17 protein-coding genes are annotated in these 15,884 nt (G+C 41.0%); 12 read left to right on the top strand and 5 right to left on the bottom strand.

The genetic code is table 11. The features are described 5' to 3' along the window. Positions 1-81: 81 nt before the first annotated feature. On the top strand, positions 82-399 hold the full coding sequence (trxA, locus tag ACFSQ3_RS10720; RefSeq protein WP_380869544.1) for a thioredoxin: 318 nt from the start codon (positions 82-84) through the stop codon (positions 397-399). Positions 400-516: 117 nt separating this feature from the next. Here the strand turns inward: trxA and ACFSQ3_RS10715 are convergent, their stop codons facing one another. Together ACFSQ3_RS10715 and ACFSQ3_RS10710 are read right to left on the bottom strand one after the other, a co-directional pair. Beyond that, positions 517-1,368 carry a prephenate dehydrogenase gene (locus tag ACFSQ3_RS10715; RefSeq protein ID WP_380869543.1) on the bottom strand — a complete coding sequence of 284 codons (852 nt, stop codon included), beginning with the start codon at positions 1,366-1,368 and terminating at the stop codon, positions 517-519. Positions 1,369-1,383: 15 nt separating this feature from the next. Then, positions 1,384-2,553 carry a pyridoxal phosphate-dependent aminotransferase gene (locus ACFSQ3_RS10710; RefSeq protein ID WP_380869542.1) on the bottom strand — a complete coding sequence of 390 codons (1,170 nt, stop codon included), beginning with the start codon at positions 2,551-2,553 and terminating at the stop codon, positions 1,384-1,386. A gap of 236 nt (positions 2,554-2,789) precedes the next feature. On the opposite strand from ACFSQ3_RS10710, the gene ACFSQ3_RS10705 reads away from it, so the two are divergent. The 5 genes from ACFSQ3_RS10705 (at position 2,790) to ACFSQ3_RS10685 (ending at position 8,418) form a co-directional block, all read left to right on the top strand. Further along, positions 2,790-4,625, top strand: coding sequence for an ABC transporter ATP-binding protein (locus ACFSQ3_RS10705; RefSeq protein ID WP_380869541.1), 1,836 nt, complete (start codon positions 2,790-2,792; stop codon positions 4,623-4,625). A 42-nt stretch (positions 4,626-4,667) separates the two neighbouring features. Beyond that, positions 4,668-5,564 (top strand): transglutaminase-like domain-containing protein, encoded by an 897-nt coding sequence (locus tag ACFSQ3_RS10700; protein ID WP_380869540.1) that lies wholly within the window; start codon positions 4,668-4,670, stop codon positions 5,562-5,564. 296 nt (positions 5,565-5,860) lie between these two features. Then, positions 5,861-7,054, top strand: coding sequence for an aminofutalosine synthase MqnE (gene mqnE / locus ACFSQ3_RS10695; RefSeq protein ID WP_380869539.1), 1,194 nt, complete (start codon positions 5,861-5,863; stop codon positions 7,052-7,054). A gap of 6 nt (positions 7,055-7,060) precedes the next feature. After that, complete coding sequence (locus tag ACFSQ3_RS10690; RefSeq protein ID WP_380869538.1) at positions 7,061-7,687, top strand: histidine phosphatase family protein; 627 nt, start codon at positions 7,061-7,063, stop codon at positions 7,685-7,687. Further along, a complete protein-coding gene (locus ACFSQ3_RS10685; RefSeq protein ID WP_380869537.1) occupies positions 7,687-8,418 on the top strand; it encodes a menaquinone biosynthetic enzyme MqnA/MqnD family protein in 732 nt (243 codons plus the stop codon). Before ACFSQ3_RS10690 ends, ACFSQ3_RS10685 begins: the two co-directional genes overlap by 1 nt. 22 nt (positions 8,419-8,440) lie before the next feature. Here the strand turns inward: ACFSQ3_RS10685 and ACFSQ3_RS10680 are convergent, their stop codons facing one another. Further along, a complete protein-coding gene (locus ACFSQ3_RS10680; RefSeq protein ID WP_380869536.1) occupies positions 8,441-8,821 on the bottom strand; it encodes a DUF423 domain-containing protein in 381 nt (126 codons plus the stop codon). A 49-nt stretch (positions 8,822-8,870) separates the two neighbouring features. Here ACFSQ3_RS10680 and ACFSQ3_RS10675 point away from each other — a divergent pair, with 49 nt between their 5' ends. From ACFSQ3_RS10675 to ACFSQ3_RS10665, 3 genes are all read left to right on the top strand, one after another. Then, positions 8,871-9,395, top strand: coding sequence for a YceI family protein (locus tag ACFSQ3_RS10675; RefSeq protein ID WP_380869535.1), 525 nt, complete (start codon positions 8,871-8,873; stop codon positions 9,393-9,395). 47 nt (positions 9,396-9,442) lie between these two features. Then, a complete protein-coding gene (locus tag ACFSQ3_RS10670) occupies positions 9,443-10,132 on the top strand; it encodes a hypothetical protein (protein WP_380869534.1) in 690 nt (229 codons plus the stop codon). A gap of 163 nt (positions 10,133-10,295) precedes the next feature. Then, a complete protein-coding gene (locus tag ACFSQ3_RS10665; RefSeq protein WP_380869533.1) occupies positions 10,296-11,378 on the top strand; it encodes an acyltransferase family protein in 1,083 nt (360 codons plus the stop codon). A gap of 144 nt (positions 11,379-11,522) precedes the next feature. Here the strand turns inward: ACFSQ3_RS10665 and ACFSQ3_RS10660 are convergent, their stop codons facing one another. Then, the gene (locus ACFSQ3_RS10660; protein WP_380869532.1) at positions 11,523-12,773 is read right to left on the bottom strand and encodes a PQQ-dependent sugar dehydrogenase; all 1,251 of its coding nucleotides are present in this window, start codon (positions 12,771-12,773) and stop codon (positions 11,523-11,525) included. Positions 12,774-12,800: 27 nt separating this feature from the next. Next, entirely contained in the window at positions 12,801-13,367 is a 567-nt protein-coding gene (locus ACFSQ3_RS10655) for a YqgE/AlgH family protein (protein ID WP_380869531.1), read from the bottom strand. 138 nt (positions 13,368-13,505) lie between these two features. Between ACFSQ3_RS10655 and pdxH the strand changes: the two genes are divergently transcribed. Genes pdxH through ACFSQ3_RS10640 form a run of 3 tightly spaced genes read left to right on the top strand, consistent with a single transcriptional unit; the run spans position 13,506 to position 15,862 of the window. Continuing rightward, positions 13,506-14,159: a pyridoxamine 5'-phosphate oxidase gene (pdxH, locus tag ACFSQ3_RS10650; RefSeq protein ID WP_380869530.1), complete on the top strand. Its 654-nt coding sequence runs from the start codon at positions 13,506-13,508 to the stop codon at positions 14,157-14,159. Between the two features lie 6 nt (positions 14,160-14,165). Further along, positions 14,166-14,675, top strand: coding sequence for an NADH-quinone oxidoreductase subunit C (locus ACFSQ3_RS10645; protein WP_380869529.1), 510 nt, complete (start codon positions 14,166-14,168; stop codon positions 14,673-14,675). Beyond that, positions 14,672-15,862: an NADH-quinone oxidoreductase subunit D gene (locus tag ACFSQ3_RS10640; protein ID WP_380869528.1), complete on the top strand. Its 1,191-nt coding sequence runs from the start codon at positions 14,672-14,674 to the stop codon at positions 15,860-15,862. The genes ACFSQ3_RS10645 and ACFSQ3_RS10640 overlap by 4 nt, the downstream gene beginning before the upstream one ends. Positions 15,863-15,884: the final 22 nt, after the last annotated feature.

The raw sequence follows: 15,884 nt of genomic DNA, 5'->3' as shown, positions 1-15,884 counted from the left end.
ATTAATTACATTTTTTGGACACTGCGCTAACAAATGAATAGTTATATTTGTTATCAGAGATAACTTAATACGAATAATATTATGGCATTAGAAATTACAGATAGCAACTTCGACGAAGTTGTATTGAAATCGGATAAACCAGTTCTTATTGATTTTTGGGCAGAATGGTGTGGTCCTTGCCGTATGGTAGGTCCTGTTGTTGACGAAATTGCAAAAGATTACGACGGAAAAGCTGTTGTAGGAAAAGTTAATGTAGATAACAACCCAGATATTTCTGTACGTTACGGAATCCGCAATATCCCTGCGTTATTGTTCTTCAAAAATGGAGAAATTGTTGATAAGCAAGTTGGTGCTGTTCCCAAATCTGTGTTAACGGAGAAATTGGAAAAGCAATTGTAATCTTTTACCGCACTAGCGTGCGAATAGATTTATAAAAGCACAGCCTGTTTTGGCTGTGCTTTTATTTTTTTAATTCTTCTGCAGATCTTTAAAATTCTTGATTTTGGGACTTGTTGTCTACCGGATGATCCTTTTGATTTTATTAGATCGCTTGATCAACTTATGCAAAGAATCATAATCTTCATCTTTCAAATTGCGGTAAACATCCTGCAGTTGTTTAATATGCTCTTCCAAAACTTCCAAGACGTTCTCGCGATTTTGTTTTAGAATTGGTGTCCACATATCTGGCGAAGATTTCGCTAAACGCACGGTCGATTCAAATCCAGAACCAGCCAACTCAAAAATACGTCCTTGCGATTTCTCCTTTTCCAAAACGGTCAGCGCTAAAGCGAAGGAAGTAATGTGAGATATGTGCGAAACATACGCCGTATGCATATCGTGTTCTTCGGCGGTCATAAAAACACTGCGCATCTCCAATTGTTCAGTTACGCTATCAGCTAAATCAAATGCGTCTTCATCTGTTTTAAAAGCTTCAACATACACCATCACTTTGCCTTTGAAGAGATTTGGAATGGCAGCTTCCGGACCAGAATATTCTGTACCTGCCATTGGATGGGCTGCAATATAGCGACCGCGATTTGGATGGTTTTCGATGCTATGTAAAATGTTGATCTTAGTTGAGCCCATGTCAATAACTACCTGCTCGTTAACTTTGTCCAATATCGTGGGCGCAAGTTGCATAATGGCATCAACCGGAACCGTAAGCAATATAATTTTGCATTTTTCTATCGCGGTTTCTAAATCGACAATCTCGTCCACCAAACCAAGTTGCAATGCTTTCTTTTGGTTGTTTTCATTCTTATCTACACCAAATATTCGCGTAGCAAATTCGGTTTCTCGAAGGCGCATGGCGATTGATCCACCGATTAGTCCGATACCGATAACGGCAACATTTAGTTCTTTTTGCATGTTATGGAATGGCGTTTAGAGTTGATCTTCTATTTGTTGTATGCGCGCAATAGCTTCTTCGAATCGCTGTTCTGTAGCACATAAGCTGATACGGATATATGCCGATCCAGCGTCGCCAAATATACCGCCTGGCGTGATAAATACGTTTGCATCGTATAAAACCTTGTCTGTCAATTCGTAACCATCTTTGTACTTATCAGGAACTTTAGCCCAAACAAATAAGCCAATTTGATCTTTTTGATAGTCGCATTGCAACATATTCATAATCTGAAATACCTTTTCTCGACGTTTTCGGTAGATGTTATTCAGATTTTCATACCAGCTTTCATCTAAAGAAAGTGCTTTTGCAGCAGCCAATTGAACAGGTAAAAACATACCCGAATCCATATTAGATTTGAATCGCAAAACTTCATCCACACGTTCCTTATTCGCGACGAGCATACCCACGCGCCATCCCGCCATGTTGGACGATTTACTCAGTGAATTCAATTCGATAGCGACATCCAATGCTCCCGGCACGCTCATAATGCTCAATGGCTTATCATTTAAGATGAAGCTGTATGGATTATCGTGGCAAATTAAGATATTATGCTTTTTACCAAAAGCAACAATTTTTTCGAAGAATTCATCCGTAGCCGCGGCGCCGGTCGGCATGTGCGGATAATTAATCCACATCATTTTCACACCTTCCAATCCCTGATCTTCCAATTCATCCAAATCGGGCAACCAATCGTTTTCTGCAGATAAATTATACGTTATCGCGGTTGCTTCGCTTAGGCGAGCGGCGGACGCGTAAGTAGGATATCCAGGATTCGGAATCAAAACCTTGTCACCCGCTTGCAAATAGGTCATGCAAATATGCATAATACCTTCTTTCGAACCCATAAGCGGAAGAACTTCGGAATTCGCATCCAATTGAACTTGATAATATCGGTAATACCAGTCGGCAATAGCTTGGCGAAGTACAGGGCTCCCTTTATAGCTTTGATAAGCATGTGTGGTAGATTCTTCCGCATTTTTGCATAATTCTGAGATTACTTCCGGATGAGGAGGTAGATCTGGACTGCCAATGCCTAAGTTGATAATCTGTTTGCCTGCTCTATTTAGTTCTTCGATTTCACGAAGTTTTTTAGAAAAATAATATTCCTCCGTTTGTTGAAGGCGCTGCGCAACCGTGATCTGCATTTTTATACGTGGTATATTTTATTTGTCAATTACACGAAAGTATTAAATTTTCGCCGCAAATAGTTTATGCAAACTCTCAAATGTGATTTTAAAAAGATCACAACATAGTAACGCCAAATTTTGACTATTCTTCTAAATTGGTTAATTGTCAAATTTTGGGCACAATTTGGTAACTAATGTGATGTGCAACGGCAGATAGGGCAAATTTTGTTACATTTGTGCAATTTAATAGATGAATGAAGACATATTTTAGACTCTTATCATTTGCCAATCCTATAGCGAAGTATGCTATTCCATATATAATTTGTACGCTTTTTACTGTTGTTTTCGGTACTTTAAATTTGGCGTTGTTAGCTCCACTGCTGCAGGTTCTCTTTAAAGGAACGGGCGATGAAGGAATGACGGCAGCAAAAGTTATAGAGCGCCCGGAAGAAATTACAGATATTGGTGCTTGGTTTACTTATTATGCGGATAAACTTTATTATGACATCGGTCCCTACGAAGCATTAAAATATGTATGTATAGTAATCGTTATTTCTGTTTTAATCAGCAATATCTTTCGCTATTTCTCCCAACGCATTATGGAGAATCTTCGTATTCACACATTATTAAACTTACGTCGTGCGGTTTTCGATAATGTGATGGGACTACACATGGGATATTTTACCAACCAACGAAAAGGAGATGTCATTTCAAAAATAGCGTCAGATGTTCAAGTTGTACAATTCTCGGTTACAGGAACTTTGCAGGTCGCGTTTAAAGAGCCTCTTCAGCTTATTGCATATTTAATCATGTTGTTTGTTTTCTCTGTAAAACTTACCTTGTTTTCGCTGTTGGTAATACCGGTTTCTGCGTTTTTCATTTCTAGAATAGTAAAAACACTCAAGGCGCAAGCAATCGCTGGGCAGCAATCTTACGCAAATATGATCACCTATTTGGATGAAGCATTGTCGGGGATGAAGATTATTAAATCCTTTAACGCTGGATTTTTTGTCAAAGATCGTTTTAATGGAGAAAACCATCGTTATGCTAACATTATGCGCCGTATGGTTCGCCGTCAGCAGATGGGTTCACCGATTTCCGAACTGTTAGGTGTGGTAATGGTCGCGGTAATTTTAGTTTACGGTGGACATCTGGTATTGAGTGGTTCTGGCGAATTAGGTGCTTCAGAATTTATTGCTTACATCGCTATTTTTTCTCAGGTAATGCGTCCGGCGAAAGCGTTAACGGATGCGTTCAGTAATGTACACAATGGTATCGCTGCTGGAGAGCGCGTGTTGGCGCTGATCGATGAGAAGAACGAAGTGGAAGACAAGCCTGACGCTAAATCCGTTTCTACATTCCACAAGGAAATAAAATTCGACAATGTTCATTTTGCTTACGGCGATCATGAAGTGCTAACCGATATCAATATCGATATTCCGAAAGGAAGTACCGTAGCTTTGGTAGGGCCATCTGGTGGTGGTAAATCTACCTTGGTGGATTTGATTCCACGTTTTATGGATGTTAATCAAGGTGCTGTTTTTTTCGATGGTGTTGATTTGAGGGATCTCAAGCAAGACGATTTACGTGCGCTGATTGGTGTTGTTAACCAAGAGTCCGTTTTGTTTAACGATACCATCTTCAACAATATAGCCTTCGCCAACACCGCTGCGACAGCTGAAGAAGTGGAGGCGGCTGCTCGCATTGCGAATGCACACGAATTTATCCTGAAAACCGAAAACGGTTATCAAACGAATATTGGCGATCGAGGATCAAAACTTTCGGGAGGCCAGCGTCAGCGTATTTGTATTGCACGGGCAGTATTAAAAAATCCACCGATCATGTTATTGGATGAAGCGACATCTGCCTTAGACACTGAATCGGAAAAATTGGTGCAAGATGCGCTTTATAAACTAATGAAGAACCGGACAACAGTCGTTATTGCGCATCGTTTGAGTACTATTCATAATGCGGATAAAATCATTGTCTTAGAAGCTGGTAAAGTTCGTGAAGTCGGCACACATCAGGAGCTGATTGCGCAAAACGGATTGTATCAACGTCTGATCGAGATGCAGCAGTTTGCGAATTAATCGAATTATTCATAGGTTTAAATATTTTCCAAAATTAACCTTATGAAAATTAGATGGCGTGTCGTCGGCATTTCCTTTTTAAGCTTATTGTGCGTAACCTTTATCTTCCTATGTTGGATGTCGCCACGTTTAGGTGGTTTACTCGAATTTGGGAAAGACCATATTGACTTAACGATTCAAAAACTCCAATTTACAACTCAAAAACAAGCTAATATTAAATTATACTATGGGGATCTATCCAAATCGCCAACATCTGTAAAACTACGGTCAGCATTTCCTTTAGATTCTATTGCAGCCCAATGCCAAACGGACTTCGAAAAAGTTAAAGCTGTGCAAAGTTGGGTTCAAAGCAGATGGAAACATGATGGACAAAACGTTCCAGAATATCAGGATGCTTACTACATCTTAAAAGAGGCCGAGAAAGGTCGTCGATTTCGATGTGTGGAATACGCTACGGTTGCACAGCAATGTCTACAGGCACTAGGTTTTTCAACGCGACAACTTGGACTAATGACACGAGATATTTCTGAAGTAAAGTGGAATGGGGGACATGTGACCAACGAAGTGTATATAGAGGATTTAAAAAAGTGGATTTTTATCGATCCGCAATATGACGTAATTACTTTGCGTAATGGCGTTCCGATGAACGCTGTAGAATTGCAACATTGCATTGCTAACCGTATAGACTTTGAAATTCTAAACCCAAATAAACTTATCACAAAAACCGATTACGAAAAATGGATAGGACCTTACTTGTACTATTTCACCATATCGTTGCAAAGAGGTCAAGTTAGTATTTGGGATCGAATTGTGGGAAATAAACGTCAGTTGACGCTCTATCCGGTCGGTGCGGAACAACCAGCTTACTTTCAGAAAATGATGCGATTAAACACTGCATTGTACACACATTCTTTAGATACATTTTACCCGCAGTTTTAGTAATTGCTATTTGGATTTTCATTCGTTAGATCGGTAAGGTGTGATTTTTTTATAAGTATGCTTTGTAAGTTCTCCTGCAATGATTAATTATGGTTGTACAAATACCTATTTTAAAATTCGAAATAACCGCACTAAATTGTTTCGGATAGATAAATCGTTCGCTTTTCGTTTGCACGATTCAGGCGAAGGTATTGATGTGCCGTTCCGAAATCCTGACTCAAAAATAGCTGTTATCACAACGAGGTTAAGGGGATTTTTTGATACATTTGTATTTGGTAGAATTTTAGGAGAGACGCATGGACGCAAAGCAAAAGCTAGATTTTCTGATCGATAACCCCCACTTAGACGCAAAATTGAAGCAAATCGCGGAAAAAGTGCGTGATAAGCAACGGATTGCTTTCGATGAAGGAGTTTATCTCTACGAGCATGCGGAACTTTCGTATTTGGGTGTATTGGCTAATCATATTCGCGAAGATCGACATGGCGATTTGACATATTTTAATCGAAATTTTCATATCGAACCGACCAATGTTTGTGTGTACGATTGCAAATTCTGCTCCTATTCGCGAATGATCAAGCAACGTGAAGAAGGTTGGGAAATGGACGTAGATGGCATGCTAGATATCGTGAAAAAATACGATGGCGAGCCGGTTACCGAAGTGCATATTACAGGAGGAGTCGTTCCAAAACAAAACTTAGCATTTTATGCCGACTTCTTCCAACGTTGCAAAGAGCATCGCCCGGAGTTGCATATAAAGGCGTTAACGCCTGTAGAGTATTATTACATCTTCAAGAAAGCTAAGCTATCGCACTACGAGGGCATGAAGTTTTTGAAAGAAGCTGGTTTAGATTCTATGCCGGGCGGCGGAGCAGAAATTTTTCATCCAGAAATTCGTCAACAAATTGCGCATGATAAATGTACCGCCGATCAGTGGCTGGATATTCATGAGCAAGCGCATAAGTTAGGTATGCATACTAATGCTACCATGCTTTATGGACATATCGAAGATTTTTGGCATCGTGTGGATCACATGGAACGGCTTCGTAGTTTGCAAGATCGTTCTGGAGGATTTCAAACCTTTATTCCATTAAAATTCCGCAATAAGGATAATCAAATGGAGAATGTGCCGGAAGTTTCCGTAATTGAAGATTTAAGGAACTACGCAATTGCTCGGATATATCTAGATAATTTTTCGCATATCAAAGCTTATTGGGCAATGATTTCGCGAGACACGGCACAGATGTCACTGAGTTTCGGAGTGGACGATATCGACGGTACGTTAGACGATACAACGAAGATTTACAGCATGGCAGGAGCGGAAGAACAAACTCCAGCGATGTCTACGCAGGAATTAGTAGAACTCATTCGAAACGTGGATCGCCATCCTGTAGAACGTGACACACTTTATAATGTCGTTACGGATTACAAAGGCGTGGTTTTCGAACAGGAACAAAAGAAAAATTATTACGCCTTGCCGGTAGTAAACTAATACAATTTGAAGAAGACTTTTTATTTCATACGACACGGACAAACGGATTTAAATTTGCGCGGCATCGTACAGGGACGTGGTGTGAATTCGCCACTAAACGAAATGGGAATCAAACAAGCGGATGCTTTTTATGAAACGTACAAGGATATTCCGTTCGATAAAGTATATACATCAACGCTATTACGGACACATCAAACCGTACAGCGATTTGTGGAAGCAGGAATTCCTACAGAGCAATTAGAAGGTTTAGACGAGATCAGTTGGGGGATTTACGAGGGTAAGGAGCAAGATGAAACCATTATGGCCGGATTTAAGGATTTGGTCAATCAATGGCGAAATAATGAATTGGATGTAGCGGTAGAAAATGGAGAATCGCCGAATACCTTAGTAAAGCGTCAGCAAGAGGCCATTCAACACATGTTGGCTCAGCCGGGAGAAGATTTGCTATTAGTGTGTTTACACGGTCGCGCCTTGCGCATTCTATTATGTCACTTGACGGAAATGGCAGTTTGCCAAATGGATGATTTTCCACATACCAATACTGCACTATATATTGTTGAATATAACGATGGTAAATTTCAGATTGTAGATCATTACAATACCGTGCATTTAGAATCTTTAGCATCGAATTAATGTTCTCTCCTCAAAAGATTAAGGTAGCAGTAGCTACTTATACGAATACCATTCCGTTCTTGACTGGTTTGCGTGATTCCATTGCATTGCATGCCGCAGCTGAATTTATCATGGATTACCCAAGCGCTTGCGCTGAGCGTGTAATTCGTGGAGAAGCTGACTTAGGTATTATACCTATTCAAGCCTTATTAGATATCCCGAACTATAGCATTGTGAGTGATTATTGCATCGGGAGTGATGGCGCGGTAGATTCAGTTTTTATCTTTTCAGACGTGCCGATTGAACAGGTGAAAGTCTTACGGTTGGATATGCAATCGAAAACATCGAATGGATTAGCTAGGATCCTTTTAAAATACTTCTGGCGTCAATCGGTCGACGTGGTTATGGCCGGCGAGGCGGATGCGCATGTTTTGATTGGCGATCGTACCTTCGGGCAGAAAAACTCCCACGCTTATGTGTATGATTTGGGAGCATGCTGGAAAGAGTTTACCGGTTTGCCTTTTGCATTTGCTGTTTGGGCAGCTAATAAGGAATTACCCGAAAGTTTCTTGAAGGATTTTAATATTGCTTTAGGTATGGGGGTTTCGCAAATTAATCGCGTTATTGCCTCATTGCCTGAGGTTGATAATTTTGATTATGACGATTACTTACGTAACAAACTGAATTTCGATCTTACAGATCAAAAGCGTCAAGCTATTGACCGTTATTTGGAGTTGTATAGGACATTGTAACGGAGCATTTTTTGATGTTTATCTAACCTAAGACACTCAAAAATATGCATGCCCAACCTACCAATAGTAATAATCCGCCTAAAGGTGTTATTGGGCCAAAAATCTTCAAACCGTCAGCTTTCAAATATTCTTTGAAGGATAAAATATATATACTTCCGGAGAAGACAATGGTGCCATAAAAGATGCCGAAAAATGCCCAGCGAGCTGTCCGCATATCAAAATCCAATCCTATCCCGATCAACAGTAAGGTAAGCGCGCCATACATTTGGTAACGTACACCGACTTCAAACGATGCCACTTTCTCTTCCGACAGAATCTTTTTAAGCGCGTGCGCACCGAATGCCCCAAATATAATGGCCAAAAAGCCAAATATAGCACCAGAAATTAATACGACTTTTTGCATACCTTTGATCGAATTTAAAATTCGAATTTAGATAATAATCGACATTACTATGAAAACAATTGCAAAAATTTTGTTTGCGCCCGTGCTAATTTGTTTGCTATCCTTCAGTTTTTATTTTTCTACGTGGAAAATAGATAAAAATTATATCATCGCATTTGATACCAAAGGGGCTTCCGGAACGATCGCTGGGTTGAGTGGAGTAGTAAATTTTTCGCCTAACACGTTGAATAGCTCGAAAATTGATGTTTCTGTGGATGTAAATACGCTGGATGCCGGGCTAAGTTTGAAATCTAAGCACGCAAAAAACGATGGTTTTTTGAATGCGGAGAAATACCCGAAAATCACTTTTAAATCATCTAGCTTCGTAAAATCTGGCGACAGCTATCTTGTTCGTGGAGATTTAACTATTAAAGCTACAACCAAGCGCGTAGAAATTCCTTTCACATTCGTAGACAAAGGTCAAAGTGGAGAATTTAATGGGCAGTTTCAGATTAATCGCACGGATTACAATTTAGAGAAATGGGGAATAGGTGAGGTGCTTGATATAGATATAAAATTACCTGTCAGCAAATAGTTAATGTGATGAATACTACCACGAACTTTAAAGCCTAATTTACCAATATGAGTATTTCAACCTTCTCTCAAAAAGTTACATGTATTATATGTGCATTTGCGATCGTTTCTTGCAATAAGCCGATCGTTGATCTAGGTAAGCTTACTGTCGGCCAGCCGCTTAATGTGGGTATAGCGGACGGCGCTACGAAAGTAGAAAATCAAGATGGACACATTGAATCGACAGAAGAAGGTTTCAACATTGTCGATAATGGAGAAAAAGTGGTGCATTATACTTTTAGTGATTCGGATACTAAAAACCTAACATTTTATGGATTCCAGTTGAAGGAATCGCAGGCGACCAGAGTTTCAACGTATAACGATAACCTTGCCTTTATCTCTTTTGAGTTACAGGAGAATCAGAGCAAGGATTTTCTGACGATTTTTAAAAAGGAGTTGGGAGAGCCAGATTCGGTAACAATCGAGTATGTGATGGTAGAAACTTTGAAAGATGAGGTTATTGAAAACCTGAAAAGCGGTTTCCCGAATTACTGTAAAGTGCATGAAGACGATTTAGGTAATAAAGTAATCGATTATCCGCAGCGCGCATATTGGATTAAAAATGACGTTGCATATTGCCTTTCTTTAGATCCGATTAATCAATCTGTCAACGCAAAAATGGATATTATTAGTAAGAAAGCGCTTGCAGATAAGATCATCATAGGCTACCAAACGGATTATTTTAATCCGTTTAATTAACCTACGGTCACCCAAATTATAAACTGTTTGTGACACTAGCTGCTAAAATGCGCTTTTGTTATGTCGGAAAGAATTATGTAGAATAGGTTAGTTTTAGCCATTGAAATTTCCATTAGAAAATCTCTATTTTAGTGCAGCCTTTCTCAGGTAGATTATAATTCCTATGATTAATACGAACACATTTTATCTGACGAAGAACTACCATTTCAAGGCGTTGGATGGATTACGCGGCATTGCGGCTATTGGTGTGCTATTATTTCATTTTATGGAAATTGTTGCACCTAAATATGAGGATAGCTTTATTCCACATAGCTATTTGGCGGTCGATTTTTTCTTTTGCCTTTCCGGATTTGTTATTGCGCATGCATACGACGATAAATTTGCCGAGATCGGCACATGGACATTCATCAAACGACGATTAGTCCGCTTGCAACCATTGGTCTTTATCGGCGCAGTAATTGGTTTGCTGGCTTTCGTGTTTGATCCATTTAGCGATTTGATCAAACGCTTTGAAACCTATCAAATCGTTTTACTGTTTTTGAGCGGTAGCTTCTTGATTCCATATCCAATTGTTCCGGAGCGATACAATAACTTGTTTCACCTCAATCCGCCAACCTGGTCTTTGTTTTGGGAATACATCGCGAACGTTGTTTATGCTTTGGTTTTAGTTCGTGCAACAAAGCGAGTTCTTTGGCCATTGTTTATCATCGCTGCCGGATTGCTATGCTGGCAGTCCTACAAGTCCGGTTTTTTGGCAGAAGGTTTTGGAGGAGATAATTTCTGGGCAGGCGGTATTCGCTTGTTTTTTTCTTTTACGGCCGGATTGTTAGCGTATCGATCGAAGTGGATTATTCCCAATAAATTGCCATTTTGGTTTCTATCGATCGCCCTAGCTTGGGTTTTCTTCATGCCTTTTTCAGAAACCATCAGCCCCGTATTTGATCCGGCGATCGTTATTGTTTACTTTCCTATTTTGTTGGCTTTTAGTGCGGGGGCGGATCAATCCAGTTACGGAAAAGCGGAAACTACGACCATAAAATGGTTGGGTAAGATTTCGTATCCGCTGTACATGGTGCATTATCCATTTATTTGGTTGTTTTATAGTTATGTACAACGCAATGCGCCAAATATGGAGGAAATGGCTTGGATCGTAAGCGTAGGAATGGTGTTAACGACGGTGTTGGCCCATTTGGTTTTACGCTATTTAAATGAACCTATCCGCAAGTATTTAGGACGATATCGATAAGAACTGAGGATCTACTGCTTTAAAAAGTACATGATCGATTCCGATATCGGTTGATCGAATTCTGGATGATAAATAAAAAACTCCGCGGTATGGATTCGTTATCCTACCGCGGAGTTTTACATTTTACTTTATGCCTTCACGCTTCTACTTTTTGTCGATTTTATATAAACGACCAGCATCCGTTACTGCGTAAAGTGCGCCGTCTTTCGCTTGTCGAACATCGCGGAAACGTTGACCTTCACTGCTCAATAGACGTTCTTCGCCAACCACTTTGTTGTTTTCAATTACCAAGCGAGCAATATGTGTCGAACTCAATCCGCCGATAAACAAGTTGTTTTTCCATTCAGGAATGCGCTCACCGGTGTAGAATGTCATTCCACTTGGCGACAATACGGGATCCCAATAGTAAACAGGTTGTTCCATGCCGTCTTTCTGTTGGATCACTGGTGTTCCGATTTTATCGCCGCTGTATTCCAAACCGTAAGTAATGACAGGCCAGCCATAGTTCGATCCTGCTTTCACAATGTTGATTTCGTCACCACCGCGCGGGCCAAATTCGCTGTTCCATAAATCGCCTGTTTCTGGATGAAACGCCAAGCCTTGTGGATTACGGTGACCGTAGGAATAAATCTCCGGACGAGCATCCGCTTGTCCTTCGAATGGATTTCCTGCTACGGGTTTACCATCCGTTGTGATATGTAAGATTTTGCCTAAGCCTGATTTCAAATCCTGCGCTTGAGGGCGTGTTTCCAAATCAGAACGTTCACCTGTGCTTACAAATAAGTTTCCGTCTTTATCAAACAATACACGTCCACCGTAGTGCAACTTACCATTGTATGTCGGAAGTGCTTGATAGATAACTTTCGCATTCTCAATTTTGCTTTCGTCGTCCGATAATCTACCTTTCGCTACGGCTGTATGGTTTCCACCATTTGCCGGCTCAGCAAAAACCCAATAAACCATTCTATTGGATTCGAACGCTGGATCCAATGCCAATCCCAATAATCCGCCTTGTCCGCTTTCGTCCACTTTTGGAAGTCCTGTAATTGGCTCGCTAACATTGCCGTTCGATGGATCGACGATGCGCATGTTGCCCGCTTTTTCCGTAACAAGCAATTTTCCGCTTGGCAAATCTACCACTCCCCAAGGTGAAGATAATTTGTCGGTAACCACTTTTCCTTCGAACGGCGTCGTCGTTTTTACGCCAGCAATACGTGTTTGTCCTTCAAAAGCAGGCTTGTAATCTGTATTTGCTTTTCCTGTCTCCACTGGAGGATAGGAAGTCGTGTCGCTGCCGCCGGCAGGTGTTTCAGACGAAGATTGGGTGCTGCAAGATGCAGATGCCATCAAAGCTACAGCCAAAACCGTAGGCAACATAATTTTTGTGTTTTTCATAATATGATAAATCGTGTTGAAAACAAGTTAATTGTATTCGGGTCGTTTCGGGAAGTTTGCAACGTGTGCATATTTTGGTCCTAAACTGATCAGCGTATGTTTCCAAAGGTCTTCGCCATCCGTCATAAAAGCCAAGTCCGTTCCGTAGGAATTATGCACCGCCCATGAATTCTGTTGAATCTCTTTTTCCAATTGACCAACTTCCCAACCTGAGTAACCAAGGAAAAGCTTTACTTGTTCCGGTTTGATTTCCTCTTTATTGATCAAGTCAACCAATAATTCAAAGTTTCCTCCCCAATACAGGTTGTCGACGATATGTGTTCCACTCTGCAACTTCTCGTACGCTTCATGAACAAAATATAAGGTGTTTTGTTCCACTGGACCGCCAACGTAAACAGGGAAAGTCGCGTTTTGCACCTCATCAACAATGTCGGAAAGCACCATAAATGATCGATGATTCAGAATCAAGCCAACAGTTCCGTCTTCTGCATCGTGTTCGCAGAGCAAAATAACGGATCGCTCAAAGTTTTGATCGAGCATGAAAGGTTCGGAAACCAGCAAGCTGCCTTTTTTTGGTTCAAATTCGCTAAACATATCTTTTTTCTTCCGTTCTCTAATCAAATTTATCGATTGTGTTTAGTATTCCCTAGTTTTTGACAATAATTTTAATAAGTACATGCCTATTAAACTAGCAGTTTTGATTAAGTTTGTGCATACTAACATTGGTTTTTGATGGCAATTGAAAGACAAGAAGTCGCCGGCATTCGCGAAGATTATTTAAAAGATAGTTTTGATGAAAAACAGGCCTTAGCGAATCCCATAGAGCAATTTAACGTTTGGTTTGACGAGGCAATACGCGCGGAAGTGAACGAGCCGACAGCCATGACTTTAGCTACGGTTGATGATCAACAGCGACCGCACGCGCGGATTGTTTTGTTAAAGGACATCAAACCCGAAGGTTTCAGCTTTTTTACAAACTATGGCAGTGCAAAAGGTCATCAAATGGAAAAAAATAGCTTTGTTTCTTTGCTTTTCTTCTGGTCGGAGTTGCAACGCCAAGTTAGAATCACCGGAAAAATAGAAAAGTTGCCTAAGCAAGAATCGGATCAATATTTTCAATCCCGTCCTCGCGGAAGCCAAATTGGTGCGGTCGCTTCGCCTCAAAGTCAAGTTATTCCCGATCGAGCGTTTTTAGAAAATCGGGTGAAGGCGGTGGATGAACAATTTATCGACGCCGAAAAGATAACGCGCCCTGAATATTGGGGGGGGTATTTAGTTCGTCCGGTTGCTTTTGAATTTTGGCAAGGACGCGCAAGCCGTTTGCACGATCGTGTGAAATACGTATCGGATGAAGGAAATTGGATTAAAGAACGATTAGCTCCATAATTTTTAATGAGCGAATACATAGAACATTTACGAACCGTTTTAATTGAGCGCGTGCATACCGATGCGGTGGTCGATATACAATTGGGAGGTTTGCAACCCGCTCTGTATATCCGATCGGAACATTTGGTTTCCGTTTGTGCATTTTTGCGCGACGATCCGGATTGGTACATGGATTTTCTGTCGGATATTGCTGCGGTGGATTATTTGCCAGAACCTTATTTCGAGCTGGTTTATCAATTGGCGTCCATTCCCAATGAAAAGCAAATCACGTTGAAAGTTCGTATGGAGCACGATCGATCGAGCGCAAATATGCCGGAACTGCCTTCCGTATCTTCGGTTTGGCATACCGCCGAATGGCACGAGCGTGAAGCGTTTGATTTGATGGGCATTTTCTTCAGCGGTCATCCCGATCTACGCCGTATTTTAATGCCGGATGATTGGGAAGGTTTTCCTTTACGCAAAGATTATCAGGATCCTGAGTTATATCACGGAATTCCCGTAAAAGATGAGCAATGAGCCAATACGAACAAGGTTTAAAACAATATAAAGAGAAAATATCCTCCATCAGTTCGCAAGAAATGGTGATTAACATGGGGCCACAACATCCGTCAACGCACGGGGTTTTGCGTCTGGAATTAATTACCGATGGCGAAATCGTGAAAGAAGTGATTCCGCATTTGGGTTATCTGCATCGATGCTTCGATAAGCACGCTGAATCCATGAGTTTCGGCAAAAGCATTCCATTTACGGATCGATTAGATTACCTCGCTTCCATGAACAACAGTCACGCATTTGTGATGGGCGTCGAGCGGATGTTGGGTTTAGATCAATCTATTCCAAAGCGCGTGGAGTACATCCGCGTGTTGGTTTGTGAACTCAATCGAATTGCTTCGCACCTTATTGCAATTGGTACTTACGGAATTGATATTGGGGCTTTTACGCCATTTATGTGGTGTTTTCGCGATCGCGAACATATTATGGCGATGCTCGAATGGGCTTCCGGTTCGCGAATGCTGTACAACTACATTTGGATTGGTGGATTGTTCTACGATTTACCGGTTGGTTTCGAAGAGCGTTGCCAAGAATTTGTCGATTACTTCAAACCAAAACTCGATGAGCTAGATGAATTGTTGACGAATAATCAGATTTTTATTTCGCGAACAGCGAATATTGGTGTGTTGCCGGCAGACGTAGCGATCAACTATGGTTGCAGTGGGCCGATGTTGCGCGCATCGGGCATAAAATGGGATTTGCGACGCATTGACGGATATTCCGTATATCCAGAGCTTGAATTTGATATTCCGGTAGGTGAAGGCGCGATGGGACAAAAAGGCGATTGTTGGGATCGCTACAAAGTGCGTGTAGATGAGGTTCGGGAATCCGTTCGTATTATCGAACAATGTGTTGATCGCTTGAAAAAGGATTTTAAACGTACGCCGGAATTCGATCCGCGTGCATTGGTGCCGAAGAAAGTAAACTTGAAAGCGCAGGATTATTACGTGCGTGCGGAAAATCCAAAAGGAGAACTGGGTTTTTATTTCGTGACGAAAGAACGTTCGGATATTCCACGTCGCGTCAAAGCGCGTGGCCCGAGTTTCAACAACCTTTCGGTGTTACCTGTTTTGGGAAAAGATGTTTTGATAGCCGATTTGATCGCGATTCTAGGATCCATCGATATTGTTTTAGGTGAAGTAGACCGATAATAGAATTAAGAAAACTAACTGA

Origin of the sequence: Sphingobacterium corticis (genome assembly GCF_042684745.1) — a bacterium.
Lineage (GTDB): Bacteria > Bacteroidota > Bacteroidia > Sphingobacteriales > Sphingobacteriaceae > Sphingobacterium > Sphingobacterium corticis.
The sequence above is the reverse complement of the archived record's forward strand: the minus strand, read 5'-3'. Positions and strand labels throughout refer to the sequence as shown.